The 23,402-nt window shown below is 69.5% G+C and carries 26 protein-coding genes; 18 read left to right on the forward strand and 8 right to left on the reverse strand.

Annotated elements, in window-relative coordinates; genetic code table 11:
• Positions 1-401 precede the first annotated feature (401 nt).
• On the forward strand, positions 402-2,519 hold the full coding sequence (locus tag CNE_RS16925) for an FUSC family protein (RefSeq protein ID WP_013958268.1): 2,118 nt from the start codon (positions 402-404) through the stop codon (positions 2,517-2,519).
• 112 nt (positions 2,520-2,631) lie between these two features.
• On the forward strand, positions 2,632-2,910 hold the full coding sequence (locus tag CNE_RS16930; RefSeq protein WP_013958269.1) for a DUF1488 family protein: 279 nt from the start codon (positions 2,632-2,634) through the stop codon (positions 2,908-2,910).
• Between the two features lie 52 nt (positions 2,911-2,962).
• Here CNE_RS16930 and CNE_RS16935 read toward each other — a convergent pair whose 3' ends face one another.
• The gene (locus CNE_RS16935; protein ID WP_013958270.1) at positions 2,963-3,433 is read right to left on the reverse strand and encodes a universal stress protein; all 471 of its coding nucleotides are present in this window, start codon (positions 3,431-3,433) and stop codon (positions 2,963-2,965) included.
• 211 nt (positions 3,434-3,644) lie between these two features.
• Between CNE_RS16935 and paaA the strand changes: the two genes are divergently transcribed.
• The 7 genes from paaA to CNE_RS16970 all read left to right on the forward strand — a co-directional run bounded on the left by paaA (position 3,645) and on the right by CNE_RS16970 (position 9,178).
• The gene (gene paaA, locus CNE_RS16940; protein ID WP_013958271.1) at positions 3,645-4,664 is read left to right on the forward strand and encodes a 1,2-phenylacetyl-CoA epoxidase subunit PaaA; all 1,020 of its coding nucleotides are present in this window, start codon (positions 3,645-3,647) and stop codon (positions 4,662-4,664) included.
• A gap of 31 nt (positions 4,665-4,695) precedes the next feature.
• Positions 4,696-4,983, forward strand: a complete 288-nt coding sequence (gene paaB / locus CNE_RS16945; RefSeq protein ID WP_012354162.1) for a 1,2-phenylacetyl-CoA epoxidase subunit PaaB — start codon at positions 4,696-4,698, stop codon at positions 4,981-4,983.
• A gap of 10 nt (positions 4,984-4,993) precedes the next feature.
• On the forward strand, positions 4,994-5,845 hold the full coding sequence (gene paaC, locus CNE_RS16950) for a 1,2-phenylacetyl-CoA epoxidase subunit PaaC (RefSeq protein ID WP_013958272.1): 852 nt from the start codon (positions 4,994-4,996) through the stop codon (positions 5,843-5,845).
• Between the two features lie 31 nt (positions 5,846-5,876).
• Positions 5,877-6,437: a 1,2-phenylacetyl-CoA epoxidase subunit PaaD gene (gene paaD, locus CNE_RS16955; protein WP_013958273.1), complete on the forward strand. Its 561-nt coding sequence runs from the start codon at positions 5,877-5,879 to the stop codon at positions 6,435-6,437.
• Between the two features lie 27 nt (positions 6,438-6,464).
• Positions 6,465-7,553, forward strand: a complete 1,089-nt coding sequence (gene paaE / locus CNE_RS16960; protein ID WP_013958274.1) for a 1,2-phenylacetyl-CoA epoxidase subunit PaaE — start codon at positions 6,465-6,467, stop codon at positions 7,551-7,553.
• Between the two features lie 195 nt (positions 7,554-7,748).
• Positions 7,749-8,552, forward strand: a complete 804-nt coding sequence (locus tag CNE_RS16965) for a DUF1835 domain-containing protein (protein WP_041228219.1) — start codon at positions 7,749-7,751, stop codon at positions 8,550-8,552.
• 8 nt (positions 8,553-8,560) lie between these two features.
• Positions 8,561-9,178: a TetR/AcrR family transcriptional regulator gene (locus tag CNE_RS16970; RefSeq protein WP_013958276.1), complete on the forward strand. Its 618-nt coding sequence runs from the start codon at positions 8,561-8,563 to the stop codon at positions 9,176-9,178.
• 27 nt (positions 9,179-9,205) lie between these two features.
• Here CNE_RS16970 and kefC read toward each other — a convergent pair whose 3' ends face one another.
• Both kefC and kefF read right to left on the reverse strand, forming a co-directional pair.
• Positions 9,206-11,020 carry a glutathione-regulated potassium-efflux system protein KefC gene (gene kefC, locus CNE_RS16975; RefSeq protein WP_013958277.1) on the reverse strand — a complete coding sequence of 605 codons (1,815 nt, stop codon included), beginning with the start codon at positions 11,018-11,020 and terminating at the stop codon, positions 9,206-9,208.
• Positions 11,017-11,571, reverse strand: coding sequence for a glutathione-regulated potassium-efflux system oxidoreductase KefF (gene kefF / locus CNE_RS16980; RefSeq protein WP_013958278.1), 555 nt, complete (start codon positions 11,569-11,571; stop codon positions 11,017-11,019). The genes kefC and kefF overlap by 4 nt, the downstream gene beginning before the upstream one ends.
• A gap of 331 nt (positions 11,572-11,902) precedes the next feature.
• Between kefF and CNE_RS16985 the strand changes: the two genes are divergently transcribed.
• Complete coding sequence (locus tag CNE_RS16985; RefSeq protein WP_013958279.1) at positions 11,903-12,601, forward strand: GNAT family N-acetyltransferase; 699 nt, start codon at positions 11,903-11,905, stop codon at positions 12,599-12,601.
• Positions 12,602-12,690: 89 nt separating this feature from the next.
• Here the strand turns inward: CNE_RS16985 and CNE_RS16990 are convergent, their stop codons facing one another.
• The 5 genes from CNE_RS16990 to CNE_RS17010 form a co-directional block, all read right to left on the reverse strand.
• A complete protein-coding gene (locus CNE_RS16990) occupies positions 12,691-13,185 on the reverse strand; it encodes an Lrp/AsnC family transcriptional regulator (protein WP_010813460.1) in 495 nt (164 codons plus the stop codon).
• Positions 13,186-13,589: 404 nt separating this feature from the next.
• Positions 13,590-14,195: an EF-hand domain-containing protein gene (locus CNE_RS16995; RefSeq protein WP_013958280.1), complete on the reverse strand. Its 606-nt coding sequence runs from the start codon at positions 14,193-14,195 to the stop codon at positions 13,590-13,592.
• Between the two features lie 152 nt (positions 14,196-14,347).
• Positions 14,348-15,031, reverse strand: coding sequence for a type II secretion system protein N (locus CNE_RS17000; protein ID WP_013958281.1), 684 nt, complete (start codon positions 15,029-15,031; stop codon positions 14,348-14,350).
• Positions 15,032-15,144: 113 nt separating this feature from the next.
• Positions 15,145-16,365, reverse strand: a complete 1,221-nt coding sequence (locus CNE_RS17005; RefSeq protein WP_013958282.1) for a globin domain-containing protein — start codon at positions 16,363-16,365, stop codon at positions 15,145-15,147.
• A 94-nt stretch (positions 16,366-16,459) separates the two neighbouring features.
• Positions 16,460-16,912 carry an RrF2 family transcriptional regulator gene (locus CNE_RS17010; protein WP_013958283.1) on the reverse strand — a complete coding sequence of 151 codons (453 nt, stop codon included), beginning with the start codon at positions 16,910-16,912 and terminating at the stop codon, positions 16,460-16,462.
• Positions 16,913-17,130: 218 nt separating this feature from the next.
• Between CNE_RS17010 and gspG the strand changes: the two genes are divergently transcribed.
• From gspG to CNE_RS17050, 8 genes are all read left to right on the forward strand, one after another.
• On the forward strand, positions 17,131-17,598 hold the full coding sequence (gspG, locus tag CNE_RS17015) for a type II secretion system major pseudopilin GspG (protein WP_013958284.1): 468 nt from the start codon (positions 17,131-17,133) through the stop codon (positions 17,596-17,598).
• A 28-nt stretch (positions 17,599-17,626) separates the two neighbouring features.
• The gene (locus CNE_RS17020; RefSeq protein WP_013958285.1) at positions 17,627-18,127 is read left to right on the forward strand and encodes a GspH/FimT family pseudopilin; all 501 of its coding nucleotides are present in this window, start codon (positions 17,627-17,629) and stop codon (positions 18,125-18,127) included.
• Positions 18,124-18,546 (forward strand): type II secretion system minor pseudopilin GspI, encoded by a 423-nt coding sequence (gene gspI / locus CNE_RS17025; protein ID WP_013958286.1) that lies wholly within the window; start codon positions 18,124-18,126, stop codon positions 18,544-18,546. Before CNE_RS17020 ends, gspI begins: the two co-directional genes overlap by 4 nt.
• Positions 18,524-19,228 carry a PulJ/GspJ family protein gene (locus tag CNE_RS17030; protein ID WP_041228221.1) on the forward strand — a complete coding sequence of 235 codons (705 nt, stop codon included), beginning with the start codon at positions 18,524-18,526 and terminating at the stop codon, positions 19,226-19,228. The genes gspI and CNE_RS17030 overlap by 23 nt, the downstream gene beginning before the upstream one ends.
• On the forward strand, positions 19,225-20,265 hold the full coding sequence (gene gspK / locus CNE_RS17035) for a type II secretion system minor pseudopilin GspK (RefSeq protein WP_013958288.1): 1,041 nt from the start codon (positions 19,225-19,227) through the stop codon (positions 20,263-20,265). Before CNE_RS17030 ends, gspK begins: the two co-directional genes overlap by 4 nt.
• Before the next feature lie 270 nt (positions 20,266-20,535).
• Positions 20,536-21,963: a type II secretion system protein GspL gene (gene gspL, locus CNE_RS17040; RefSeq protein ID WP_013958289.1), complete on the forward strand. Its 1,428-nt coding sequence runs from the start codon at positions 20,536-20,538 to the stop codon at positions 21,961-21,963.
• Positions 21,964-21,977: 14 nt separating this feature from the next.
• Positions 21,978-22,586: a type II secretion system protein M gene (locus CNE_RS17045; protein ID WP_013958290.1), complete on the forward strand. Its 609-nt coding sequence runs from the start codon at positions 21,978-21,980 to the stop codon at positions 22,584-22,586.
• On the forward strand, positions 22,586-23,395 hold the full coding sequence (locus CNE_RS17050; RefSeq protein ID WP_013958291.1) for a type II secretion system protein N: 810 nt from the start codon (positions 22,586-22,588) through the stop codon (positions 23,393-23,395). Before CNE_RS17045 ends, CNE_RS17050 begins: the two co-directional genes overlap by 1 nt.
• The last annotated feature ends 7 nt before the right edge of the window (positions 23,396-23,402 follow it).

Below are 23,402 nucleotides of genomic sequence, written 5' to 3' on the forward strand. Positions count from 1 at the left end.
GACACGGCTCGATCGTTGGAAACCGGAATTTGTCGCATCGATACAACGTCATTGTGCGTATTGTCAGACATTGACACATGACCGCTTGGTGCGTCGCAACAAACCAGGTATAGTGGAGTCTGTCTCCTCCACCACCTCGGTGGATTCCAACCCACGCACAACCTGCGTGGGTTTTTTTTCGCCTTCGCGCCGGAACGGTCACAACCCCTGTGCACGTTTGCCCCTGCTGGCGCTGCAATCGTGCTTGGGGCCTCGCCACGCGGCTTTCTCGCCCCAACGTGGTGCGGCGAGCCGCTGCTGTGGGCAACAAACCAGCTTTGTTGCAACGCAGCAAACGGTATCGTAGAGTGGTCTCACGACGGGCGCCCGACCTGGCTGGCTCGCGTGGATCCTGGCCCCGCATGTTCGCCTCCGCCCTCCTTGCCCGCTACTGGCCTGACCCCATGCTGCTCCGGCGCGGGATCATCTATGCGCTGTCGTTCCTGGCCCTTGCCGGTATTGGCTGGCTGACCGGGGATGCAGGCTACCTGTGGTCGGCCACGGCCTCGATCTGGGCCTGCCTGGCGGACCGGCAAGGCACGGCGTCGGCACGGCTTTCCAGCCTGGGAGCGGTCGGCATTGGCGGGGCGGTGGCCAGCGCGCTGGGCGCGGCCGTGGCGCCGACGCCCTGGCTGGCCGTGCTGGTGGTGATGGCGGGAGGGCTTGCCGCAGGCCTGGCAGAGACGCGCGGCCCGGCCAGTGCGCTCGCGGCCAAGCTGCTCTATGTCGTGCTGGTGGCCGCGTGCCTGCAGCCTGCGGCCGGGCCTGACCTGGCCGTGCAGGCCCTGCAGAGCGGGCTCGACTTCCTACGCGGCGGCGTGTTCGCGTGCCTGGCTTGCCTGGCGCTGATCCCTTCGGCCCGCGACGACCGGCCGCGCACCGAGATCGTGGCCGCCTACGACGCGCTGGTCCGGCTCGCCACGGCACTCGCCGACACCCGCCACGGCAATGACCTCGCCACCTGCAAGCAGGACATCCGCAACCGCATCGAGGCCGCGCGCCGGGCCATCGAGGCCCGACGCAGCCTGCACGACCCCAGCAGTCTCCTGCACTATGCCTATGCCGTGGGTGTCGCCGACGCCCTGTTTGCGCTGCTGATCGTCGCGGGCGAACTGCGCGAGCGCGCCGGCGCCGCCCATGGCTTGCCGATGCAGCCGCCGTTGCGTCATATCGCGCGCTGTGTCGCCGACGCCCGGGAGCAAGTCGGCCAGGCACTGGCGCGGCACGCGCCCGACCTGCCGGCGTTGAGCGCGGCGCTGCGCCACGAACTGCGGCGACTGACCGCGCCCGTGGCCAATGCCAGCGCACCGCCCCCCTATCAGTCGGCACTATCCGCCCTGGCGCACCATCCGGATTTCGACCGATGGCGCGCAAGCTTCCGCTGGCCGCGGCGCGGCATCGGGCACGGGCTAGCCCAGATGCTGCGCGGGCTGGCCGACCACGCCGCAGGCGATGCCCTGGTCACGCGCCACGCCCTGCGGCTGGCGCTGGCCGGCAGCCTCAGCCTGGTGCCGGCGCAGTGGTGGCGGCTGGACCACGGCTACTGGGTGGCGGTGACCGTGATCATGGTGCTCAGCCCCCAACTGCAGACCACCCGGCAGGTTTCCGTGAAACGCTTTGCGGGCTCGCTGGCGGGCGCCCTGTGCGCCTGTGTGATTGGCCTGCTCCATCCGGCGCCGGTGGTGGCGCTGGGCATCAGCGCGGCCTTCCTGGCCGGGGCTTATGCCAGCCGCCTCGCCGGGCAGCCCGGGGCATTCGCGTTCTGCCTGACGCCGGCCGTGATCCTGTTCTCATGGGTGGGCGCGCCGGCCGTCGACAGCAGCCACTTTGCCGCGCTGCGCGGCATCGACACCGCGCTCGGCTGCCTGATCGCGCTGGCGACTTACTTTGTGCTGGCACCGCGCGTGGAAATGTCGCGCGTGTTCCGCCATGCCGTCGACGCGGTGGCGGTCAACGCGGTCTACCTGCGTGCCGCCTTCGCCGCCAGCCGCGTGGCTGAGGCCGCGACGCCGCGCGCCGTGCTGCGGCTGGAAGCCTTGCGCATTGCCGCCGGCCGGGCTTCCACCCGCGCCGAACTCACGCTGGCACAGGCCGCCGGCGCGCTCGCGCCCGACTATGCCGGGGCCTACCAGCGCGTGCATGCGTGCGCGCGCCGCATGGCCGCGCTGGCCGGCGTGGTGCGAGCCGGGGTGGAGTCGGGCGTTTTCACGCTGCCCGCCGGTGCTGAAGTGCGCATGCTCCTGACGCAACTGGAAGCGCAACTGGCCGAGCTGGCGATGCGGCCGGGCCTGGCAGACACTACCGGCAGCGCCGAGCGCCCCGCGCTACCACCCGCTGCCGCGCTCGACGCCTTCCTGGCGGAACAGGCCGACTACGCCGCCGCGCATATCGCCGCCGCCCATGCCGCGGTGGCGGACCTGCGCACGCTGGGCGCGGCCGCGCGCAAGCTGCCGGGGCGGCGGCGGGCGCACAGCGGCTGAGCGGAACCAAAAAAGAAGGTTGCCGGACCGGCCAGCGGACTGGCCGGGCTTTACGGAACGCGGCGATGGCCTATATTGATTGAATACGCCCGCCGCCAGCACGAGGCACGCCATGTCCGACATCACGTTCCCTCGCAGCCTCCCGACCTACTGCGCAGCCAGCCTCACGCTGTCCTGCCCTGCGACGGTCAACGGCAGTCCCACCTTGTATTCCGTCACCGCCGAGGCCCTCGAGGCCCATTTCGGCGCGCGTTCGCCGCGCGAGGAAGACCTGGTCGCAGCCTTCACCAGCAACCGCCAGCGCATCGAGCGCCTGGCCGAAAGCCTGTTCGAGTTGACCGAGGCGCGCGAGATCGTGCTGCGCAGCGGCCATTTCCGCTTCGCCGGCTGAATCCCGTCAGTGTCCTGACGCCCCCGATCGGGGGCGTGATTTCATCGGCCATTCAGTCGGCCTTCGCCTCGCCGCGCACCAGCAGCACCGGCATGGTGGACTGGCGTATCACCGCCTCGGCCACGCTGCCCAGTACCAGCCGGCGCACGCCGCGGCGTCCGTGCGTGCCGATCACCAGCAGGTCGGCGCCCCACTGGCGCGCGGCCTCGTTGATCGACGCCCCCATGTCGCCGGGCACCGGCGCTTCGGTCACCAGCCGGGTTTCATGCGCCACACCGGCCGCGGCCAGCCGCTGCGAGGCGGCCTGCAGCGCGCGCTGGCCGCTTTCCTCGAACGCCTTCTGCAGCTGGCTCGGGTCGTAGTACCCGGCATCGAACATGGGCGTGCCGGTGTCCACGACATAGAGGGCCAGCACGGTGGCGCCGCCCGGAGCCGCCACGCGGATGGCTTCGCCCAGCGCCAGGTCGGACGTGCTGCTGCCGTCCACCGCCACCACGATCTTGCTGTATGCCGTGCTAGTCATAGGTATTGCCTCCGTTGACAGGGAAAGGGATGGCGGCGGTAACGCCGCCTGCCTTCGATCCTACCCGTGCGGCAGCCGCCACGTGGCGAGCAGGATCAAGCACGGGTCACGGTAGCGGGCTTTCCCTTAAATTGACCGACCGGTCGGCATATATATAATAGGGCCAGTCGCTGTCCGCGATCCGAGCGGCATTCCCGCCAGAGGAGACAATATGTACACGCAGAGTCTTGACCTGCCCGGCCAGCACGCCGATGCGGCGCAGGCCAGCGCGCCCCAGGACGAAGCCGCCTGCCAGGCCGCGTTCGACGCCTGCATGGCCGCCGACGGCAAGATCGAGCCGCAGGACTGGATGCCGCAGGCCTACCGCAAGACCCTGGTGCGCCAGATCTCGCAGCATGCGCACTCGGAGATCGTCGGCATGCTGCCGGAGGGCAACTGGATCAGCCGGGCCCCGTCGCTCAAGCGCAAGGCCATCCTGTTGGCCAAGGTGCAGGATGAAGGCGGCCATGGGCTCTACCTGTATTCCGCCGCCGAGACGCTGGACGCCTCGCGCGATGACCTGGTCGACGCGCTGCACAGCGGCAAGGCCAAGTATTCGTCGATCTTCAACTACCCGACGCTGACCTGGGCCGACGTGGGCGTGATCGGCTGGCTGGTCGACGGCGCGGCGATCATGAACCAGATCCCGCTGTGCCGCTGCTCGTACGGCCCGTATGCACGCGCCATGATCCGCATCTGCAAGGAAGAGTCGTTCCACCAGCGCCAGGGCTTCGACGCGCTGCTGGCGATGATGCGCGGCACCGAGGCCCAGCGCGAGATGGTGCAGGATGCGGTCAACCGCTGGTGGTTCCCGGTGCTGATGATGTTCGGCCCGCCCGACGCTGCCTCGACCAACAGCGCGCAGACCATGGCCTGGGGCATCAAGCGCATCTCCAACGACGACCTGCGCCAGAAGTTTGTCGATGCCACGGTCGAGCAGGCCCGCGTGCTGGGCGTGACCCTGCCCGACCCCGGCCTGCAATGGAATGCCGAGCGCGGCCACTATGACTACAGCCCGCTGGACTGGGATGAGTTCTGGCGCGTGATCAACGGCGACGGACCCTGCAACCGCGAGCGCCTGGCCACCCGCGTGAAAGCGCATGAGGACGGCGCCTGGGTGCGCGAGGCCGCGCTGGCGCACGCCGCCAAGGTGGCCGAACGCGAAGCCCGCGCAAGCCGCGCCGCGGCCTGAACCCCGCGCCCGAGGGCGGAGGAGACAATCGATGCAACGCAAGGAATGGCCGCTGTGGGAAGTGTTCGTACGCAGCAAGCAAGGCCTGGAACACAAGCATTGCGGCAGCCTGCACGCCGCCGATGCGCAGCAGGCGCTGCACATGGCGCGCGACGTCTATACGCGGCGCCAGGAAGGCGTGTCGATCTGGGTGGTGCCGTCCGCGGCCATCACCGCGAGCGTGCCCGAGGAAAAACCGGAGCTGTTCGACCCGATGGCCGACAAGATCTACCGGCACCCGACGTTCTACCAGCTGCCCGACGAAGTCAACCACATGTAAGGCCCGCACCATGACCGCGTCCCCACAGCCGACTGTGCCCGCCTCGCTCGATCACCTGCCGCCGGCGCGCACCGCGGCCTTGCGCTACGTGCTGCGCCTGGCCGACAACGCCCTGGTCCTGGGCCAGCGCAACGCCGAATGGTGTGGCCACGGCCCCGTGCTTGAAGAAGACATCGCACTGGCCAACATCAGCCTGGACCTGATCGGCCAGGCGCGGCTGCTGTACGGCCGCGCCGGCGAGTTGGAAGGCGAGCTGACCGGCCTGCCCCACCATGAGGACGACTACGCCTACTGGCGCGCCGAGCGCGACTTCCGCAACTGGACACTGCTGGAGTTGCCGCACCGCGGCCCGCTGGCCGGCAACGCCGCCGCCGAGCGCGACTACGCCGTCACCATCATGCGCAACTTCCTGTACAGCGCGCTGATGGTCGAGCTTTGGGAAGCCTTGCTGGCCAGCCGCGATGACCAACTGGCCGCGATCGCCGCCAAGTCGGTCAAGGAAGCGCGTTACCACCTGCACCACGCGGCTGGCTGGGTAGTGCGCCTGGGCGACGGCACCGAGGCATCGCACGCGCGCATGCAGCGCGCGCTGGAACACCTGCTGCCCTATATGAACGAGTGCTTTGCCGAAGACGCGGTGGAAGCCGAGGCCGCCGCGCAGGGCATCGGCGTCATCACGGCCACGCTGCGCCCCGCCTGGGATGCCACCGTCGCCGAGACGCTGCAGGCTGCCACGCTAACCCTGCCCCAGGCCACGCGCTTTGTCTCGACCGGCAAGCACGGCGTGCACTCCGAACACATGAGCTACCTGCTGGGCGAGATGCAGGGGCTGGCGCGGGCCCATCCGGGCGCGCAATGGTAAGCGCCCGCTTCGCCGCAAAGGATTGACCAACATGACCATCGCCGCCCTCCCCCTACGCAACGACCGCGCCATCGATGGCCGCATCGCGCGTGCATGGGCGGCGCTGGAGGCGGTGCCGGACCCGGAGATCCCGGTGGTGTCGATCCGCGACCTGGGCATCTTGCGCGATGTCCTGACCGGCGCCGACGGCGCGCTTGAGATCGTCATCACGCCCACCTACTCCGGCTGCCCGGCGATGTCGCAGATCGCCGAGGACATCGGCCGGGCGCTGGACGGCGCCGGGCTGGCGCCGTGGCGCATCCGCACCGTGCTGGCGCCGGCCTGGACCACCGACTGGATCACCCCGGCCGCGCGCGAGCGCCTGCGCGCCTTCGGCATTGCGCCGCCGGGCCAGTGCGGCATGCCGGCCGAGGCGCAGCCGCTGCGCTTTGTGCCTAGCGCCGCCCGCGCGGGCGCACCGGATGTCGTGGCCTGCCCGCGCTGCGGCAGCGTGCATACGCAGGAAATCTCGCGCTTTGCCTCGACCGCCTGCAAGGCGCTGTACCGGTGCCTGGACTGCCGCGAGCCGTTCGACTATTTCAAACCCTACTGAGCCCCGCCGGGCCGAAGCCAGGCTGCCATGACTCCACAGTTCCATCCGCTGCGCGTGGCGAAGGTGCGCCCCGAGACCGCCGACACCATATCGATCGCCTTCGAGGTGCCGGACACGCTGCGCGATGCCTACCGCTTCACCCAGGGCCAGTTCCTGACGCTGAGGGCGCCGGTCGACGGCAAGGACCTGCGCCGCTCCTACTCGATCTGCTCGGCCGTGCAGGACTACGACGCGCACGGCGAGTTGCGCGTGGCGGTCAAGCTGGTCGAGGACGGACTCTTTTCCACGCACCTGCATGACTCCATCGCCCCGGGCCAGGTGATCGACGTGATGACCCCCGACGGGCGCTTCCACGTGCCGCTCGATGCTGGCGCGGCGCACCACTACGTGGCCTTTGCCGCCGGCAGCGGCATCACGCCGGTGCTGTCGCTCGTCCGCACCACGCTGCTGGCCGAGCCGCACAGCCGCTTCACGCTGGTCTATGGCAACCGCAACGTCGACAGCATCATCTTCTCCGAGGCGCTGGAAGACCTGAAAAACCAGTATCTGGCGCGCTTCACGCTCTACCACGTGCTGTCGCGCCAGCCGCAAGAGGTGGACCTGCTGCACGGCCGGCTCGACCATGCCCGCGTGACGTCCTTCCTGCAGACCCTGATCCCGGTCGAAGACATCGACGCGGCCTTTGTCTGCGGGCCGGCCTCGATGATCGACGAGGCCGAGGCGGCGCTGCGCGATGCGGGCCTCGACCCGCACCGCATCCACGCCGAGCGCTTCGGCGTGCCGCTGGCCCAGGCCAGGCGCAAGCCGCCCCCCGCGCACGCCGACGATGCCGGCACCGCCGAACTGGTGGTGGTGCTCGACGGCAAGCAGCACAGCATGCGCCTGCCGCTGGAAGACGCCAACGTGCTCGACACCGCGCTGGCCGCCGGGCTGGACCTGCCCTACGCCTGCAAGGGCGGCGTCTGTTGTACCTGCCGCGCCAAGGTGCTGGAAGGCCAGGTGGAAATGGAAAAGAACTACACGCTCGAGCCGTGGGAGATAGAAAAGGGCTTCGTGCTCACCTGCCAGGCGCGGGCGCTCACGCCGCGGGTAGTGGTCAGCTACGACGAACGCTGATCCGGGCACGCCGGCGCGTGCGTATTCAGACAATTGCCGACATTGGCCAGCACGGGCCGTGACTACAATGGCGGCAGGCTGCTTCCTGCTGGCGCGATGCTTGCAGGGCAGCGACCGGGCGGGCGGCGACCCCGCCTGTCGCATCGCCGCCGCGGCGGTGCCAGCGAACCGTCCCACCCATATACAATCACGGCCATGCAATATATCCACGTCGTCAATGGTGATGTAGCAGGCACGACCCTGCGCCAGGCCCTGGCCCAGGCTGCGCGGCCGGACCCTGTCGTGGTGCTGCGCGACGACCTGGCGGTGGGACCGCTGGCCGACATCGACAGCACCGGCCTGATCCGCTCCGGCTTCTGGCAGCGGGTCGCCCCGCATACCGACATCGATTTCGGCGCCGAGATGCGCCAGGCGCTGGACCAGCTCCAGGCGCTGCGCCAGGACGACATGGAAGTGGCCATCTGGCACGGCCAGAGCGCGGCCGACCAGCTGATGCTGCGCCGGGTGGTATTCCACCTGTACCAGGCGCCGCAGCGGATCAATGAAGTCGCCATGGACCTGCGCGAGCTGGAAATGCCCGCGCAGGGCAACCTGGCGGCGATCGGCATGTACACGCCCGCGCGGCTGGCGCGGCGCTTTTCCACCATCGCCCCGGTCTCGGTGCTGCGCCTGGGCCGCCTCGGCTACGAGTGGCAGCAGAACGTCAAGGAAAACGCCGACGTGCGGCTCTGGAAGGGCAACACGCTGGTACCGGCGGCCTATCACACCATCGACGAGATCATCATGGAACGCGCCCCGTCCGAGTGGACGCCCGCGGCGCAGATGGTGGGCAGCGTGATGGGCGCGATCGAAGGTCTGCTGGCCAGCGACTGGTTCGTGTTCTGGCGCTGCCGCGAGCTGATCGCCATGGGCCAGCTGGTGCTGCGCGGCAATGCTGACTCGCTCGATACCTGCGAACTGCGCCGCCATGTCGGCAGCGGTGGCACCGGCGGCGAATAAACGAGAATATGGCCCGTACCAAGGCACCCGATTTCGAGGCGCAGCGCGAGCAGATCCTGGACCTGGCCGCCGCCGCCTTTGCCAACAGCAGCTACCCCAGCACCTCGATGGCCGACCTGGCCGCCGCCTGCGGCACCTCCAAGGCGCGGCTGTACCACTATTACGAGAGCAAGGAAGCGATCCTGTTCGACCTGCTGGACCGCTACACGCGCCGGCTGATGCTGCTCGTCACTGAAGTGGAGGCCGACGCCGAGCGCCACGCGCGCACCGACAAGGAAGCCTTCGGCAACCTGATACGTGCCTTCCTGGCGGAGTACGAGACCTCGCAGACGCGCCATATCGCGCTGATCAACGACGTCAAGTTCCTGGCCGAGACCCAGCGCGACCTGATCCTGGGCCGCGAGCGCGACGTGGTCGCGGCCTTCTCGCGCCTGCTGCGCCGGGCCTACCCGGAGCGCGTCACGCGCGAGAACCAGACCGCGCTGACCATGACCATCTTCGGCATGATCAACTGGACCTTCACCTGGCTCAAGCCGGGCGGCCGGCTGTCCTATGCAGCGTTTGCCGAGATGGTGGTCGACCTGCTCGAAGGCGGCCTGCCCGGCCGGGCCGCGGCCGCGCGCTGACGCGGCGCTGGCCCGTCGCCCTGCCACTCACATCCACTCGGCCTCTTCGCGCTGGCGCCGCTGCTCGCGGTCCTGGCGGAACATCTCTTCCAGTTCGTCGCGCGCCTGGCGCGCCAGCGAGACCAGCTTCTTCTGGTCGGTGTAGTGCGGATAGAAGCGGTCGATCGCCTGGATGTTGTGGCGCCGGAAACGCAGTGCCACGTTGCGGGCCTCGGCCGGATCGAAGCCCAGCCCCTCCAGCACGCGGCGCCCCAGCATCAGCGAGCCCTCGAACATCTCGCGCTCGAACAGGTGCACGCCGCGGTCCTTGAGCTGGTAGACATGCGACACATGGCGCGCCCGGGCGTAGATCTGCAGTTCCGGAAAGCGCTGGCGCACGCGGTCGATCAGTTCCAGGCCCTCGTCCATGCCGTCGATGGCGACCACCAGGATGCGCGCGTCGGCAATGCCCGCGGCCTCCAGCAGGTCCAGCCGGGTGGCGTCGCCATAGAAGACCTTGAAGCCGTACTGGCGCAGGAACTCGATCTGGTCGGGGTCGTGGTCCAGCACTGTCACGCCCACGCCCTGGGTGTACAGCAGGCGGCCGACGATCTGGCCGAAGCGCCCGAAGCCGGCGATCAGCACCGGATTGTGCTGCGGCGTGATGGCCTCGTCCGGCCGGGCCTTGCCGCTGCCCAGGCGCGGCGCTACCAGCCGGTCATAGGCCAGCAGCAGCAAGGGCGTGGACACCATCGACAGCGCCACCACCAGCACCAGCAGGGCCTCGGTCTCGCGCGGCAGCAGGCCGGCGGTGCCGGCCACGCCGAACACCACGAAGGCGAACTCACCGCCCTGCGAGATCAGCAGCGCAAACAGCAGCCGCTGGCCGCGAGCGATGGCGAAATACCGCGCCAGCAGCGCCAGCAACGCGGTCTTGGCAACCACGAAGGCGGCCACCAGACCCAGCACCAGCCAGGGCGAGCGCGCCAGCACGGCAAAGTCGATCGACATGCCGACGGCCATGAAGAACAGGCCCAGCAGCAGGCCCTTGAACGGCTCCAGGTCGGCCTCGAGCGCGTGGCGGTATTCCGAATCGGCCAGCAGCACGCCGGCCAGGAAGGTGCCCAGCGCCATCGACAAGCCCACCGCGTCCATCATCAACGCAATGCCCACCACCAGCAGCAGCGCAAACGCGGTGAACATCTCGCGCATGTCGGTGCGGGCGATAAAGCGCAGCGCCGGGCGCACCAGATAACGGCCGCCGACCACCACCGCACCGATCACCGCCACCGCCTTGCCTGCCGCCAGCCAGCCGGCCGCGCCCGGACCCGCGCCTTCTGCGCCCTGCGTGGCCAGCAGCGGCAACAGCGCGATCATCGGGATCGCGGCGATGTCCTGGAACAGCAGGATGCCGAAGCTCGCCGCCCCCGCCGGCGTGCCGAAGAGGTTGCGCTCGGTCAGTGTCGCCAGCGCGATCGCGGTGGACGACAACGCCAGCCCCAGGCCCGCCACCAGCGCCACCTGCCACGGCGCGCCCGCCAGCGCCGCCACCGCGCCAATCACCAGCGCGCAGGCGGCCAGCTGCGCGCCGCCATAGCCAAATATGCTCCGCCGCAGTGCCCACAGCTTGCGCGGCTCCAACTCCAGGCCGATGACGAACATCATCAGCACCACGCCGAACTCGGAGAAATGCAGGATCGATTCGACATTGGTCACCAGGCGCAACGCAAACGGCCCGATCGCCGCCCCCGCCAGCAGGTAGCCCAGCACCGCGCCCAGGCCGCCGCGCCGCGCCAGCGGCACCGCCACCACCGCCGCCACCAAGAACACCAGCAGCGCAATCAGGAAATCGTGCTGGTTCATGCCTGCCTCCCCGCCGGCGCGGTGCCGGTGCCCAGCCGCCCGCAGACGTGGGCGATATGCTCGGCCAGCGCCTGGGCGTCGGCATTGTTGGCGTCATGCAGCACCACCGGCGGCAGCCAGTTCATGCCGCACAGCAAGGCGGTCTGCTCCAGCGGCAACAGGAAGTCCCCGATCGGGTGGCCATGGGTGCCGTCCGGCCCGTAGGAATCGGCTGTGCCGCCGGTGCTCACCACCGCCAGCAAGGACTTGCCACGCAGCGCGGTGCCGCCGGGGCCATAGGCCCAGCCTGGCTCCAGCACCTCATCGAGCCACAGCTTGAGCAGCGCCGGCACGCTGTACCAGCGCACCGGGAACTGCAGCACGACGGTGTCAGAGACCGACAGCACGCGCTGCTCGGCGACGACGTCGATGTCATAGTCGACATAGCTGCGGTAGAGATCGCGTACCTGTACCTGCGACAGCGCGGCCAGCGCATCGGCCAGGGGCCGGTTGACGCGCGAACGGCTGGGCGTGGGATGCGCGTAGATCACAACGATTGGGGGCTCGGTCATCAAAGGCGATCGGCTGGGCAAGGAAAGCAGACGAACCTGCGGGAAAGCGCGGAATTGTGGCGTTGCACCAAATCCACATCCGGCGTCCGGCAACAATTCATCACATTTTTTCAAGCTATTGATTTTATTCGATTTTTAATGGTGCTGTGGCGAGACAACGGCCTGCTGCGGCGCGGGAAGCTTACGCCGAACTGACAATTCCACTACAATACTTTTGGCGCCGCATCAAGATGGTGTTTCCCCGAGTCCTGCACCGATGCAGGGAAAAGTGCCTGAAAAAACACCAACGCAGTGCTATGTTTATCTGTGACCGCACCAGGAAGGAATTAACGTGAATCCGCTCGAACTGAGCAAGGCCGTCGGCGCACTGACCGACGAAGATCTGCGCAAGGCAGCCGAAGCCGCACAGGCCACCCACCGCGCCACCGTACTGGTGCGCGAGCTGGCGGCCCACCATCGCTCGCGCCTGCTGAAGCATTTCCTCGCCCTGGGCGAGGAGGATCGCCTGCTCCGTTTTGGCCAGTCCGTGGGCGACCACGTGATCGAAGCCTATGTCGACAGCATCGATTTCGACCATGACAGCGTGTTCGGCGTGTACGACGACAAGCTCGAGCTGATCGGGGTGGGCCACTTCGCCAACCTGCGCGACAACGCCCAGGGCCGCGTGGCGGAGTTCGGCGTGTCGGTGTCGGGCAGCGCCCGCGGTCGCGGCATCGGCAGCGCGCTGTTCGAGCGTGCCGCGATCCATGGCCGCAACACTAATGTGCGCACGCTGTACATGCACTGCCTGTCGCGCAACGCAGCGATGATGCACATTGCCAAGAAGGCCGGCATGAAGGTCCAGTACGCCTATGGCGAGGCCGATGCCTACCTGGAACTGCCGCCGGCCGACACCGCCAGCCGCCTGACTGAAGCGCTGGACGAGCAGCTCGCCGACCTGGACTACGCGGTGCGCCGCAACCTGCGTGACGCACGCCGCTTCGGGCTGCGCTTCTGGCGCACCATGATGCCGCAGAAGCACACCGCCTGAGCTCCGCGAGGTCCGCTTATTGCGGATTCCACGCCAACGGCGCATCGCATCGATGCGCCGTTTTTGTTTGCGGCCTCAGGTTTGCCGCATCAGGCCGCGCCACCCACCGGCAGCGCCGTGGTGTCCTTGATGCTTTCCAGCGCAAAGCTGGAGCGCACGTCGATCACCGACGGATGCGCCAGCAGCTGTTCCTGCATGAAGCGCGCGAAGTGCTCCATGTCTTCCACGTAGACCTTGAGCAGCAGGTCCATTTCGCCGGTCATGGCGTGGCACGCGGCCACCTCCGGCCAGACCGCGATCGAGGCGCGGAACAGGTCCAGCGGTGCCTTGCCCTTGGGCGCGCCGCCATGCTTTTCCAGCCGGACATTGATATAGGCCAGCAGGCCAAGTCCGATCTTGTTGGGCTCCAGCAGCGCTGCGTACTGCCGGATCACGCCGATCTCCTCCAGCCGCCGGATGCGGCGCAGGCAGGGGCTGGGCGACAGGTTGACGCGCTCGGCCACTTCCAGGTTGGTCAACCGGCCGTTGGTCTGCAGCACTTCCAGGATCTTCCGGTCGATCTTGTCCAACTCCACCTTGCTCACGATATTGTTGCTCCGCAATATGTTTATTGGCAATTTTTTTGCGCAAATTTAGCAAGCCGTGCACAAGTACGCAATTTTTTGTGCAATTACGTCCGATACAGGGCCGCTTCTGATGAGCTGACAGCCTTATCGGTCACTCGCGCGGCAGCCGGTCGGGCTGGGCAAACCTGTGCGGTGGCGCCTCCGCGAATCGCGGCCGCGCCCCGCCGGCCGGAAGCAGGCAAGGATGGTGCCAAGCCCGGCAAACAGGGAAGCGGCATTCTACGGGCGTTTGCGAGCGAGGTCAGATTCTTCCTGGTGCACGAACAAGGCGGACAGGCAAAGAAAAAGCGCGCGAACCCTAAGGCTCGCGCGCTTGGTGGCGTCGCTGGCAGTGTCCGCTGGCGCGGCCCTGCCAGGGCCGGTCAGCCGCCGCTGGTAGACGGAGAGCCCGGTGCCGCGGGTGCCGGCTGGCTGCCCGGAGCCCCCTGGCCACGCGGGCCGCGGTCGCCGCGCTGCGAGTGCTCGCGGTGCATCTTTTCCATGCCGGCGCGGATTTCGTCGCGGGTCAGCTTGCCGTCGTGGTTGGCGTCGAGCTGGTCGAAGCGCTTGGCCAGGCGCGGCATGCCGGCATTGGCCTCAGCCTTGGTCAGCGCGCCGTCGCCGTTCTTGTCGGCCGCCTTGAACTTCTCGTCGAAGGCTGCCTGCATGCGCGCATGATGCTCGGCCATGGCGGCCTTGCGGTGCGCATCCATCTCGGCCTTGTCGATCTTGCCGTCGTGGTTGGTGTCGAGCTTGTTGAACCAGGCGTCGGCTTCCGCCTTGGAGATCGCGCCATCGCCGTCGGTATCGATCGACTTCATCCACATGCCGCCACCGTGGTGGTGATGCTGACCCATGCCGGGCTTGCCGGCCGGCGCAGCGGGTGCGGCAGGGGCGCTGGCCTGGGCAAATGCGCCACCGGCGACCAGGAGGGCGGCCGATGCGGCCAGGAACTGCTTCAGGATCTGCGGCTTGTGATTGCGTTGCATGTCTTGCTCCTTTTCATCACGTTTGGCATGTACGGATTAGAACGCAGACGATGCGGGGAAGTTGGCGCTTTTAATACGATGTTACCCGGCTCACAGAAAGGCCCGCGCGCCGTAAGGGAACGCAAGCAAGCGCGAATATTTGGTGCCCTGTATCAGTCCTTCGGCGCCAGCTGGTCTTCGCCGGCCGCCTGCGGTGCCATCAACGGCTGGTACTGGCGCGGATCGACCGGTTGCGGCTGCGGTTGCGCGGGCTGGGCCTGCTGCGCAGGCGCCTGGCCTTGCGGCTGCTGGCTCACGACCGGCGCCGGGGGCGGCATCGGCGTTGCCATCGGTGCCGCGGCGCCGGCGGGCGGCGTGGGCAAGGCACCGGCCGCTGCCGGTGCGCCGCGCGTGGCGCCGGCCTGCAGCGGCAGCACGATTTCCTGGCGCACGCCGCCGCGCTCGATCACCACCGCACGCTGGCGGATCTCCGCCAGCCGGATCTGCGGCGACAGCTCGGCGCCGGCGCGCACCGCCTTGGGCGGGCCGCCATCGATCGACACGATTGCCGCGCCCGCGCCGCCATCCACCTCGGCCACTACGCCGATCAGCTGCACGTCGCGCGGGCCGCCCTGCGCCGAGCCGCCAAACAGCGTCGCGACCGCGCCGGTCTCGACCGCCTCGGTCTGGGCTACGCGCGCGTTCTGCGGCACCGGGATGGTACGCATCGCGCTGAAGGTCAGCACCCAGTAGGTGGCAAGCGCACATAGCGCTATGAACAACACCAGGCTGGCCAGGCGCGACAGCCAGGGCGCGGAGGCATCGAAGCGGAGCGAAGGCCGGAGGGACAGTTGCATGGGATCGGGACCTGGATACCCACAAGGCGGGCAATGGCGCGTGAGCGCAGACGCGCCAAGCGTACCAGAGCCCCATGACACTGTCTGCCGTGCCGGTGCCGCCCCGCCGACGCTTAGAGCAGGTCGTCCAGCAGGTCCGGCCCGAACACCTCGCGCTCGATATGCGCCACCGGCACGCCCGCGCTGACCAGCGCATGGCGCTGCTCCTGCATGAAGCCGAGCGGTCCGCACAGGTAGAAGCTGCCGTCAACAAAGCGCTGCAGGTCGGGCTGGCGCAGCAGTTCGGCCACCGGCATTGTGCCGGCGTGGTCGTAGTCGCGGCCGGCGACGTCGCCCGCTTGCGGGGTTTCATAGCTGATGTGCGTGGCGAGCTGCGGCAGGCGTTCGCGCGCCCATTGCAGGTCGGCGCGATGGGCGTGGTGGCGGCCATCGCGCGCGGCATGGGCAAACAGCACCTGGCGCTGCGATCCCTGCGCGGCCAGCGTGCGCAGCACCGACAGCATCGGCGTGATGCCGATGCCGGCCGATAGCAGCACCAGCGGACGGCGCCCGTCGAGCGCCGGCGTGAACTCGCCGAACGGCGCGCTCACCTTGAGTTCCGTGCCCACCTGGGCGTTGGCGTGCAGCCAGTTGGACACCGCGCCGGCCGGGGTGGTGCGGTCGCCCGCCTCGCGCTTGACCGAGATGCGCCAGGTCGGCAGCCCGCTTTCGGCCGACAGCGAATACTGGCGCAGCTGGCGCTGGCCATCGTCGAGGCGCGCCTCGACGCTGATGTACTGGCCCGGGCGGAACGCACGCAGCGGCTGGCCGTCGGCGGCAGCCAGGGTGAGCGCCACCACCTGGTCGCCCTGCGCCTCGCGTCGCACCACGCGCACCGGCGTCAGCTCGCCGGCGGCCACGCCGGTGCGCTGGTACAGGCGCGCCTCGGCGGCGATCAGCTCGCCGGCCAGCAGCCAGTAGGCCTCGTCCCAGGCGGCCAGCAGCGGCGGCGTGGCGGCCTCGCCCAGCACCGCGGAGATGGCGCCCAGCAGGTGGCGGCCGACGATCGGGTAGTGCGCGGGCGTCAGGCCCACGGCCGCATGCTTGTGGACGATGCGCTCGAGCACCGGCCCCAGCGCCGCGGCGTTATCGATATTGGCCGCATAGGCGAACACGGCCGAGGCCAGCGACTGCTGCTGGCTGCCGTTGGCCTGGTTGCCCATGTTGAACATTTGCGTCAGCTCGGGCCGGTCCGCGAACATCTCGCGGTAGAAATGCGTGGTGATGGCCAGGCCGTGCTCGCGCAGCACGGGGACGCTTGCATCGATATAGGGGCGGGAAGCGGCGGACAGCATCAGGAAACACTCCGTTTTAAATCATGCAAATAAAATGCATGTTTTTGCTCAAAATAAAACCGGCTCTCGCCGGCCCGGGGCGGACACGATCCGCTCAGGCCGAATGCCGGTTCAGGAAATCGCGATGCAGGCGGATGATCGACTCGGCCGTCTGGCTGCCGGTGACATCGGCCAGCGTGACGTCGTCCAGCGCGCGGTAGAAAGCCTGCTCGGCCACGTCCAGCGCGCGCTTCAGTCGGCAGTTGCCGTTCAGCGCACAGGGCGGGTTGTTGCAGTCGATCACCGCCTTGTGCCCTTCCAGCTCGCGCAGGATGGTGCCGATGGTCAGCCGCTCGGCGCCGGGGCCCAGCTGCAGGCCGCCGTGGCGGCCGCGCGTGGCACTGATCCAGCCCAGCTTCGACAACCGCGCCGCCACCTTGACGAGGTGGTTGTGCGAGATGCCGAACTGCTGCCCCACCTCGGCAATGGTGATCGGCCGGCTGCCATCGCCACGGGCGACGTACATCAGCAGGCGCAACGCATAGTCGGAAAAGCGGGTCAGTTGCATCGTGTCGCCATCTTAAAAAAGATGCATCTAGGATGCAAGTTATTTCCCTGCCGGATGCCCGTCCTCAGTAACTGTGATCCGGATCAGACAATGCTGAGGTGCCGAAGGGGCCGCCCATAAAACAGTCATGTGGCGCCGGTTATACTGACTGGCGAACCCGGCCCGCCGCCCCCCAACCGGTGCGGGCCCAGCCATTCCAGCCAAGAGGTCCACTGACGATGCGCAGATTCACTTCCCAGATTGCCAGCCCCGCCCGTTCCGTGCGTGCCCGCCGTGCGCGTGGCTTCACCCTGATCGAGATCATGGTCGTGATCGTGATCCTTGGCGTGCTGGCGGCGCTGGTGGTGCCCAAGATCATGAGCCGTCCGGACGAGGCCCGCATCGTGGCCGCGCGCCAGGACATCTCGTCGATCATGCAGGCGCTCAAGCTGTATCGCCTGGACAACAGCCGCTACCCCACCACCGAGCAGGGCCTGCCCGCGCTGGTGGCCAAGCCCACCACCGAGCCCGTGCCCAACAACTGGAAGGGCGGCGGCTACCTGGAAAAGCTGCCCAAGGATCCCTGGGGCCATCCGTACCAGTACCTGAACCCGGGCGTGCGCGGCGAGATCGACGTGTTCAGCTTCGGCGCCGACGGCCAGGCCGGCGGCAACGGCAACGACGCCGACATCGGCAACTGGGAATAAGCACCGCCCCGCCGCCCCCCCTGCAACCATGACCACGGCGCCGCGCCGCCGCGCGACCGGCCCCCGGCGCCGCGGCTTTACACTGCTAGAGCTGCTGGTGGTCATGGTGATCGCCGGCATCGTGATCTCGCTGGTGGCGGTCAACGCCTCGCCCAATGAACGGGGCCGCGTGCTAGACGACGGCCAGCGCATCGCGCGGCTGTTCGAACTGGCGCAGGAAGAGGCACAGCTTGGCGCCCGCCCGCTCGCCTGGGAGGGCAATGCCAGCGGCTGGCGCTTCCTGGAATTGACCCCCAACGGCTGGATCCCCATGCGTACCGACGTGTTTGCCCCAGGCCACTGGCGCCTGGCGCTGGACCAGGTGATCGTGTCCGAAGGGGGCCGCAGCACCGGGACCAGCAGCCCGCCCCGGCTGATCTTCGGGCGCGAGCTGATCGATGCCCCGCAGCGGCTGATCCTGGTGCGCGGCGATATCCGCGTGGACGTTGCCGGCGACGGCAGCGGCCGCTATTTCGCCAGCACGCCATGAAACCCTGCCCCCGCTCCTTGCCGCGGCCGGCCCGGCGCGGGCGCAACGCTGGCTTTACGCTAATCGAAGTGCTGGTGGCGCTGACCATCCTGGCGGTCGCGCTGACCGCGGCAATGCGGGCGATGGGCTCGATGGTCGATGCCAGCGCGTCGCTGCAGGCGCGCATGCTGGCCGAGTGGAGTGCCGAGAATCACCTGGCCGCGCTGCGCCTGGCCAAGACCTGGCCCGAGCCCGGCGTCAGCGGCTATGCCTGCCCGCAGGGCGGCACGCCGCTGTATTGCGAGCAATCCGTCTCGGGCACGCCCAATCCCGTTTTCCGCCGCGTCGAAATCGCGGTCTACCCGTCCGCCACGGACAAGTCCGTACGCCTGGCGTGGCTGGTCACCATAGTCCCCAATGAAACCCGCAACGTGCTCTGAGCGCCGCCGCCCGCGGCGGCCCGGCGGCTTCACGCTGCTGGAGATGCTGGTCGCCATCACGCTGCTGGCGGTGATGGCGGTGATCGGCTGGCGCGCGCTGGACAGCCTGACGCGCAGCCGCGAGCGCCTCACCGACCACGACGCGCGCCTGGACGCGCTGAAAGTGCTCTACGGCCAACTCCAGGCCGACTGCGAGCACCTGGCCAACCCCACGCTGCTGCAGGCCAGCCCGGTCGAGATCGGCCAGAACCGGCTGCTGCTGGTGCGCGACCGGCGCGACGAAGGCCAGCCGCCGACCTGGCAGGTGCTGTCGTACCAGCTCGACGGCAATACCCTGGTGCGCGTGGCGGCACCGCCGGTGAACAGCAGGGCCGGCCTGCAGTCGGCGCTGCTGGCCCTGCGCCAGGGCGGCGGCAACACCGCGCAGGTGCGGCGCGTGCTGGCCGACGTGGACGGCATGAGCATGCGCGCATGGGTGGAGCCCGCCGGCTGGCAGGCCGACAGCGGGCGCATCCGCAACGTGCTGTTCGCGGGCAATGCCGCCAGCGCCGTGGCCGCCTCCGCGCCCGGCGCGGCACAGTCCAACACCGCGGTGCGCGCAGTGGAACTGACCATCTTCGCCCGCATGGGCGATGGCGATGCGCCGCGGCAGTTCCAGAAGATCTGCATGACCGGGCTATGAGGCAAGCCGGCCGCCCGCCTCGCCTGGTGCCGTTGCGCCGCCGCCCGCGCGGTGCGGCCGTGGTCACCGCGCTGCTGATGGTGACGCTGGCCGTGGTGGTGGTGTCCGGCATGCTGTGGCGCCAGCAGGTGCAGATCCGCGCCATCGAGAACCAGCGGCTGCTGGCCCAGGCCACCTGGATCGAGCGTGCCGCCGTGGACTGGGCGCGGCTGATCCTGCGCGACGACCAGCGCCGCACCAATGTCGACGAACTGGGCGAGCCGTGGGCGGTGCCGATCGCCGAGACGCGGCTGTCGGACTTCCTCGGCGCGGCACTGCGCACCGATGTCGCGGGCGAGACCTCGTTCCTGTCGGGCCGCATCCTGGATGCGCAGGCGCGCCTGAACCTGGCCAACCTGGTGGTGTGGACCGCCACTGGCGGCGAAGGCGGCCAGGCAGGCCGCGCGGCCTCGGTCGACCCGGCGGCGCAGGCCGCATACCGCCGCCTGCTGCAGACGGTCGGCCTGAACCCGGCGCTGGCCGAGACCACGGCGCGCTACATGCTGCAGGCCGCGCAGGGCGGCAATGCCAGCGGCCAGCCGGCGCCGCGCCCGCTGGACAGCGTGCAGGGGCTGATGGCACTGCCCGGCTACACGCCGGAGATGGTGGCGGTGCTGGAGCCCTTTGTTACCGTGCTGCCCGAGCGCACGCTGGTCAACGCCAACACCGCCGAGGCCGAGGTGCTGGCTGCGGTCATCGACAAGCTGCCGCTGGAGCGCGCGCGCGAACTGGTGCGCCAGCGCGACCGCGCCTACTTCAACAACCTGGGCAACCTGCAGACCCAGCTGGCCGCGGTGGCGCCGCAGGCGGATGCCGCCAACCTCGGCAACCTGCTCGACGTGCGCACGCACTACTTCCTGGTCTACGGACTGGTGCGGCACGAGCGCGCCACCCGGCTGCAGGTGTCGCTGATCTTCCGCGGCGAGCCGCTGGGCACGGCCAACACCACCCGCGTGGTCTGGATCCAGGATGCGGACCGGCTGCCGGACCTGCGCTGAGCGGCGCCCACCAAACCAGGCAACAGGCCGAATTTGCACGCGCAAGCAACCGGGGAGAATGGTATTGACGCGGTTTAGTCACACAGGCAAGGTATGCTGCGGCGCTGGCGCGAGCGTGGCCCCAGCCCACCCGCCGCCGTCCGGCCTTCCTGGCCGCCCGCCGGCATCCCCGCGCCCCGGCAAGTTTCTGACTCCGGGGCGATCCAGGGCGCATCCCAACCGGCCATGCGCCTGCCCGAGCCGTTCCACTGACGCCAAAGCAAGGAAACCTTGAGCACCACCCTGTACGTCCGCCTGCCGCACCGGCCGCATGACCAGCCGCAACCGTGGCAGTTCGGCACCCTGCCGTTCGCGCTGGTGCGCACGGCCACGGCCGACGCGGCGCGGCGTGGCCAGGCCCGTGCGGCACCGGAAGTGTTGCGCGAAGGCCACGCCCGCATCGCTGACCTGCCCGCGGCCGAGCGCCTGGTGCTGATCCTCGCCGCCAGCGACGTACTGCTGACCACCGCCAGCGTGCCGCCGCTGCCGCCCGCCCGTTTGAAACAGGCGCTGCCCAACCTGGTCGAGGACGCGCTCGCCACCGATGCGCAGCCGTGCCATATCGGCGTGGGCCCTGCCCTGGACGGCAGCGCCGCGCGCGGATCGCGCCAGCGGCTGCTGATGGTGGCCGACCGCGCCTGGCTGCGCGCCGTGCTCGACGCCTTTGCCGAACACCGCCACCGGCGCCGCCATGTGCTGGCCGCGCAGCTGTGCGTGCCGCTGGCCGCCGCCGCGCAAGCCAGCACCGAGCCGTCAATGGCGAGCACCGACGCGCCGCCGCCGGCGGCCACGCTGGTGGTCGAAGCCGCCGCCAGCGCCCTCGCCCGGAGCGGCGAGTTGAGCGATGCGTTAAGCGGCGAACTGCCCTCCGCCGCCTCCGACGCCGCGCGCCAGTGGCAACTGACCGTGCGCACCGGCGCCCACGCCGGCTACGGCTTGCTGCTGGGCGACGATGCCCTGGCCGCGTGGCAGGCGCTTGCGCCTGCCGGCACCTGGTATGCCGATGCCGACGCTGCCGCCGCGGCGCCGGTGCCCGACCTGCGCCAGGCCGCCCGCACCAGCTGGCAGCTGTGGATCGAAGGCGCGCAGGACTGCCTGCGCGAGCCGGCGCTGGACCTGGCGCAGTTTGAATTCGCGCAGGGCCGTGCCGACCGCTGGAACCTGGTGGCATGGCGCGTGCCGCTGGCATTGCTGGCGGGCATCGTGCTGGTCCAGGTCATTGGCATGAACACGCACTGGCTGCTGCTGCGGCGCGAGCAGCAGCGGCTGGAAGCCGCGCAGCTGCAGGCGCTTCACGGCGCCTTCCCGCAGATCCAGACCGTGCTCGACGCGCCGCTGCAGATGCGGCGGCAGGTCGAGCAGCTGCGCACCGCCAGCGGCCGCAGCACGCCGGAAGACTTCCTGCCGCTGGCCGACCGCTTTGCCCAGGCCGCGCGCAGGCTGCCGCCCGACGCGCTGCAGGCGCTGGAGTACCGCGGCCGCATGCTGGTGGTGACGCTCAAGCCAGGCACGGACACCGCTGGCCTGCGCAGCGCCGCGCGCCAGGCCGGACTGCAGATGGAAGAAGACAAGGCCGGAAGTGCCGCTGGCAGTACCAGCAGCAGCGCAGGCACCCCGGTGACGCCCGGCTCCCGCTGGACCGTCAGGCCCGGCCTGTAAGCGGGCCCACCAGCATGAACCCCATGAAAGACACAGCCCGAAGCCAGACGCCACGCGCCAGCCGGCCAGGCGCGACCTCTGCGCTGCGCACGCGCCTGGCGCGGCTGCGCCCGTCCGTGCCGCAGGCGTGGCAGGAGCGCTTCAACGCCTTCTGGTCGGCGCGCAACCCGCGCGAACAGGCCATCCTGGGCGGCGGCGGCGCCGTGCTGGCGCTGGTGATCGGCTACCTGGTCCTGTGGGAGCCGGCCGCCGACGGCCGCGAGCGCCTGGCGCGCAACCTGCCCAAGCTGCGCGCCGACCTGGCCGAAATGGAAACCCTGGCGCAGGAAGCCCGCGGCCTGAAGGCCACGCCGGCGCCATCGCTGCGCGGCGACGCGCTCACGCAGGCGCTGCAGGACAGCCTGGGCCAGCACGGCCTGAAGGCGACCCGGCTGGCCGCCGGCGCCGACAACAGCGTGCAGGTGCAGCTGGACAAGGTGCCGTTCGGCGCGGTCAGCGGCTGGCTGCAGGACGTGCGCCAGCAGCAGCGCATGAAGGTGATCGACGCCCGTATCGTCTATGTCGGCGCCACGGCGCTGGTGAACGTCAGCGCGACCCTGCAGGGTCCGGGCGGCCGCAGCTGATGGTACGGCTGGAAACGCTGCGCCTGCCGCGCCACAAGCTGCGCCAGCCGGCCGCATGGCGGCGCCTGCGCTGGCTGGGGCTTGGCCTGGCGAGCGCCGCGGTGACCGTGGTGGCGATGCTGCCGGCGGCATGGATCGCCGCGCGCGTGGCCACGCAGACGCAGGGACGGGTACTGCTGGCCGATGCCAGCGGCTCGCTCTGGCATGGCAGCGCCACGCTGGCGCTGTCGGCCGGCGCCGGCAGCCAGACCGCGACCGTGCTGCCCGGCCGGCTGCAATGGACGCTGGCGTTCTGGCCGCTGCTGGGCGGCAGCGCGCGCCTGGTGGTGAGCCATTCCGAGGCCATGGCCGCACCGGTCGCCATCACCGTGACCCCCGGCGGCTGGAGTGCGCAGGCAGGCGCCATCCGGCTGCCCGCGGCGCTGCTCGAAGGCATCGGCGCGCCGTTCAATACGCTGCGCCCGGACGGCCTGATGCGCGTGGACTGGTCCACGCTGCAGGGACGCTTTTCGGGCCAGGGCATGCGCGGCCATATGACGCTGCGCATCGAACAGGTGTCGTCGGCCGTGAGCCGGCTGCGCCCGCTGGGCAGCTACCGCGCCGAAATCGACTGGACCGGCGAGGGTGGCGGCAAGCTGCAGCTGAGCACCATCGCCGGGCCGCTGCACCTGGAGGGCAGCGGCACGCTGGGGCGGCAGGCGCGCTTCGAGGGCACCGCGCACGCCGAGCCCGAAGCGGCAACGCAACTGACCAGCCTGCTGAGCCTGCTGGGACGACGAGACAACCATGTGACAAGGCTGCGCTTCTGATGCCTGG

The sequence above is a fragment of the Cupriavidus necator N-1 genome, assembly GCF_000219215.1.
Classification (GTDB): Bacteria; Pseudomonadota; Gammaproteobacteria; order Burkholderiales; family Burkholderiaceae; genus Cupriavidus; species Cupriavidus necator.

Coding starts and splice junctions, on each gene's coding strand:
- CNE_RS16925 (WP_013958268.1), top strand. CDS start 402: ATGTTCGCCTCCGCCCTCCTTGCCCGCTACTGGCCTGACCCCATGCTG.
- CNE_RS16930 (WP_013958269.1), top strand. CDS start 2,632: ATGTCCGACATCACGTTCCCTCGCAGCCTCCCGACCTACTGCGCAGCC.
- CNE_RS16935 (WP_013958270.1), bottom strand. CDS start 3,433: ATGACTAGCACGGCATACAGCAAGATCGTGGTGGCGGTGGACGGCAGC.
- paaA (WP_013958271.1), top strand. CDS start 3,645: ATGTACACGCAGAGTCTTGACCTGCCCGGCCAGCACGCCGATGCGGCG.
- paaB (WP_012354162.1), top strand. CDS start 4,696: ATGCAACGCAAGGAATGGCCGCTGTGGGAAGTGTTCGTACGCAGCAAG.
- paaC (WP_013958272.1), top strand. CDS start 4,994: ATGACCGCGTCCCCACAGCCGACTGTGCCCGCCTCGCTCGATCACCTG.
- paaD (WP_013958273.1), top strand. CDS start 5,877: ATGACCATCGCCGCCCTCCCCCTACGCAACGACCGCGCCATCGATGGC.
- paaE (WP_013958274.1), top strand. CDS start 6,465: ATGACTCCACAGTTCCATCCGCTGCGCGTGGCGAAGGTGCGCCCCGAG.
- CNE_RS16965 (WP_041228219.1), top strand. CDS start 7,749: ATGCAATATATCCACGTCGTCAATGGTGATGTAGCAGGCACGACCCTG.
- CNE_RS16970 (WP_013958276.1), top strand. CDS start 8,561: ATGGCCCGTACCAAGGCACCCGATTTCGAGGCGCAGCGCGAGCAGATC.
- kefC (WP_013958277.1), bottom strand. CDS start 11,020: ATGAACCAGCACGATTTCCTGATTGCGCTGCTGGTGTTCTTGGTGGCG.
- kefF (WP_013958278.1), bottom strand. CDS start 11,571: ATGACCGAGCCCCCAATCGTTGTGATCTACGCGCATCCCACGCCCAGC.
- CNE_RS16995 (WP_013958280.1), bottom strand. CDS start 14,195: ATGCAACGCAATCACAAGCCGCAGATCCTGAAGCAGTTCCTGGCCGCA.
- CNE_RS17000 (WP_013958281.1), bottom strand. CDS start 15,031: ATGCAACTGTCCCTCCGGCCTTCGCTCCGCTTCGATGCCTCCGCGCCC.
- CNE_RS17005 (WP_013958282.1), bottom strand. CDS start 16,365: ATGCTGTCCGCCGCTTCCCGCCCCTATATCGATGCAAGCGTCCCCGTG.
- CNE_RS17010 (WP_013958283.1), bottom strand. CDS start 16,912: ATGCAACTGACCCGCTTTTCCGACTATGCGTTGCGCCTGCTGATGTAC.
- gspG (WP_013958284.1), top strand. CDS start 17,131: ATGCGCAGATTCACTTCCCAGATTGCCAGCCCCGCCCGTTCCGTGCGT.
- CNE_RS17020 (WP_013958285.1), top strand. CDS start 17,627: ATGACCACGGCGCCGCGCCGCCGCGCGACCGGCCCCCGGCGCCGCGGC.
- gspI (WP_013958286.1), top strand. CDS start 18,124: ATGAAACCCTGCCCCCGCTCCTTGCCGCGGCCGGCCCGGCGCGGGCGC.
- CNE_RS17030 (WP_041228221.1), top strand. CDS start 18,524: ATGAAACCCGCAACGTGCTCTGAGCGCCGCCGCCCGCGGCGGCCCGGC.
- gspK (WP_013958288.1), top strand. CDS start 19,225: ATGAGGCAAGCCGGCCGCCCGCCTCGCCTGGTGCCGTTGCGCCGCCGC.
- CNE_RS17045 (WP_013958290.1), top strand. CDS start 21,978: ATGAACCCCATGAAAGACACAGCCCGAAGCCAGACGCCACGCGCCAGC.
- CNE_RS17050 (WP_013958291.1), top strand. CDS start 22,586: ATGGTACGGCTGGAAACGCTGCGCCTGCCGCGCCACAAGCTGCGCCAG.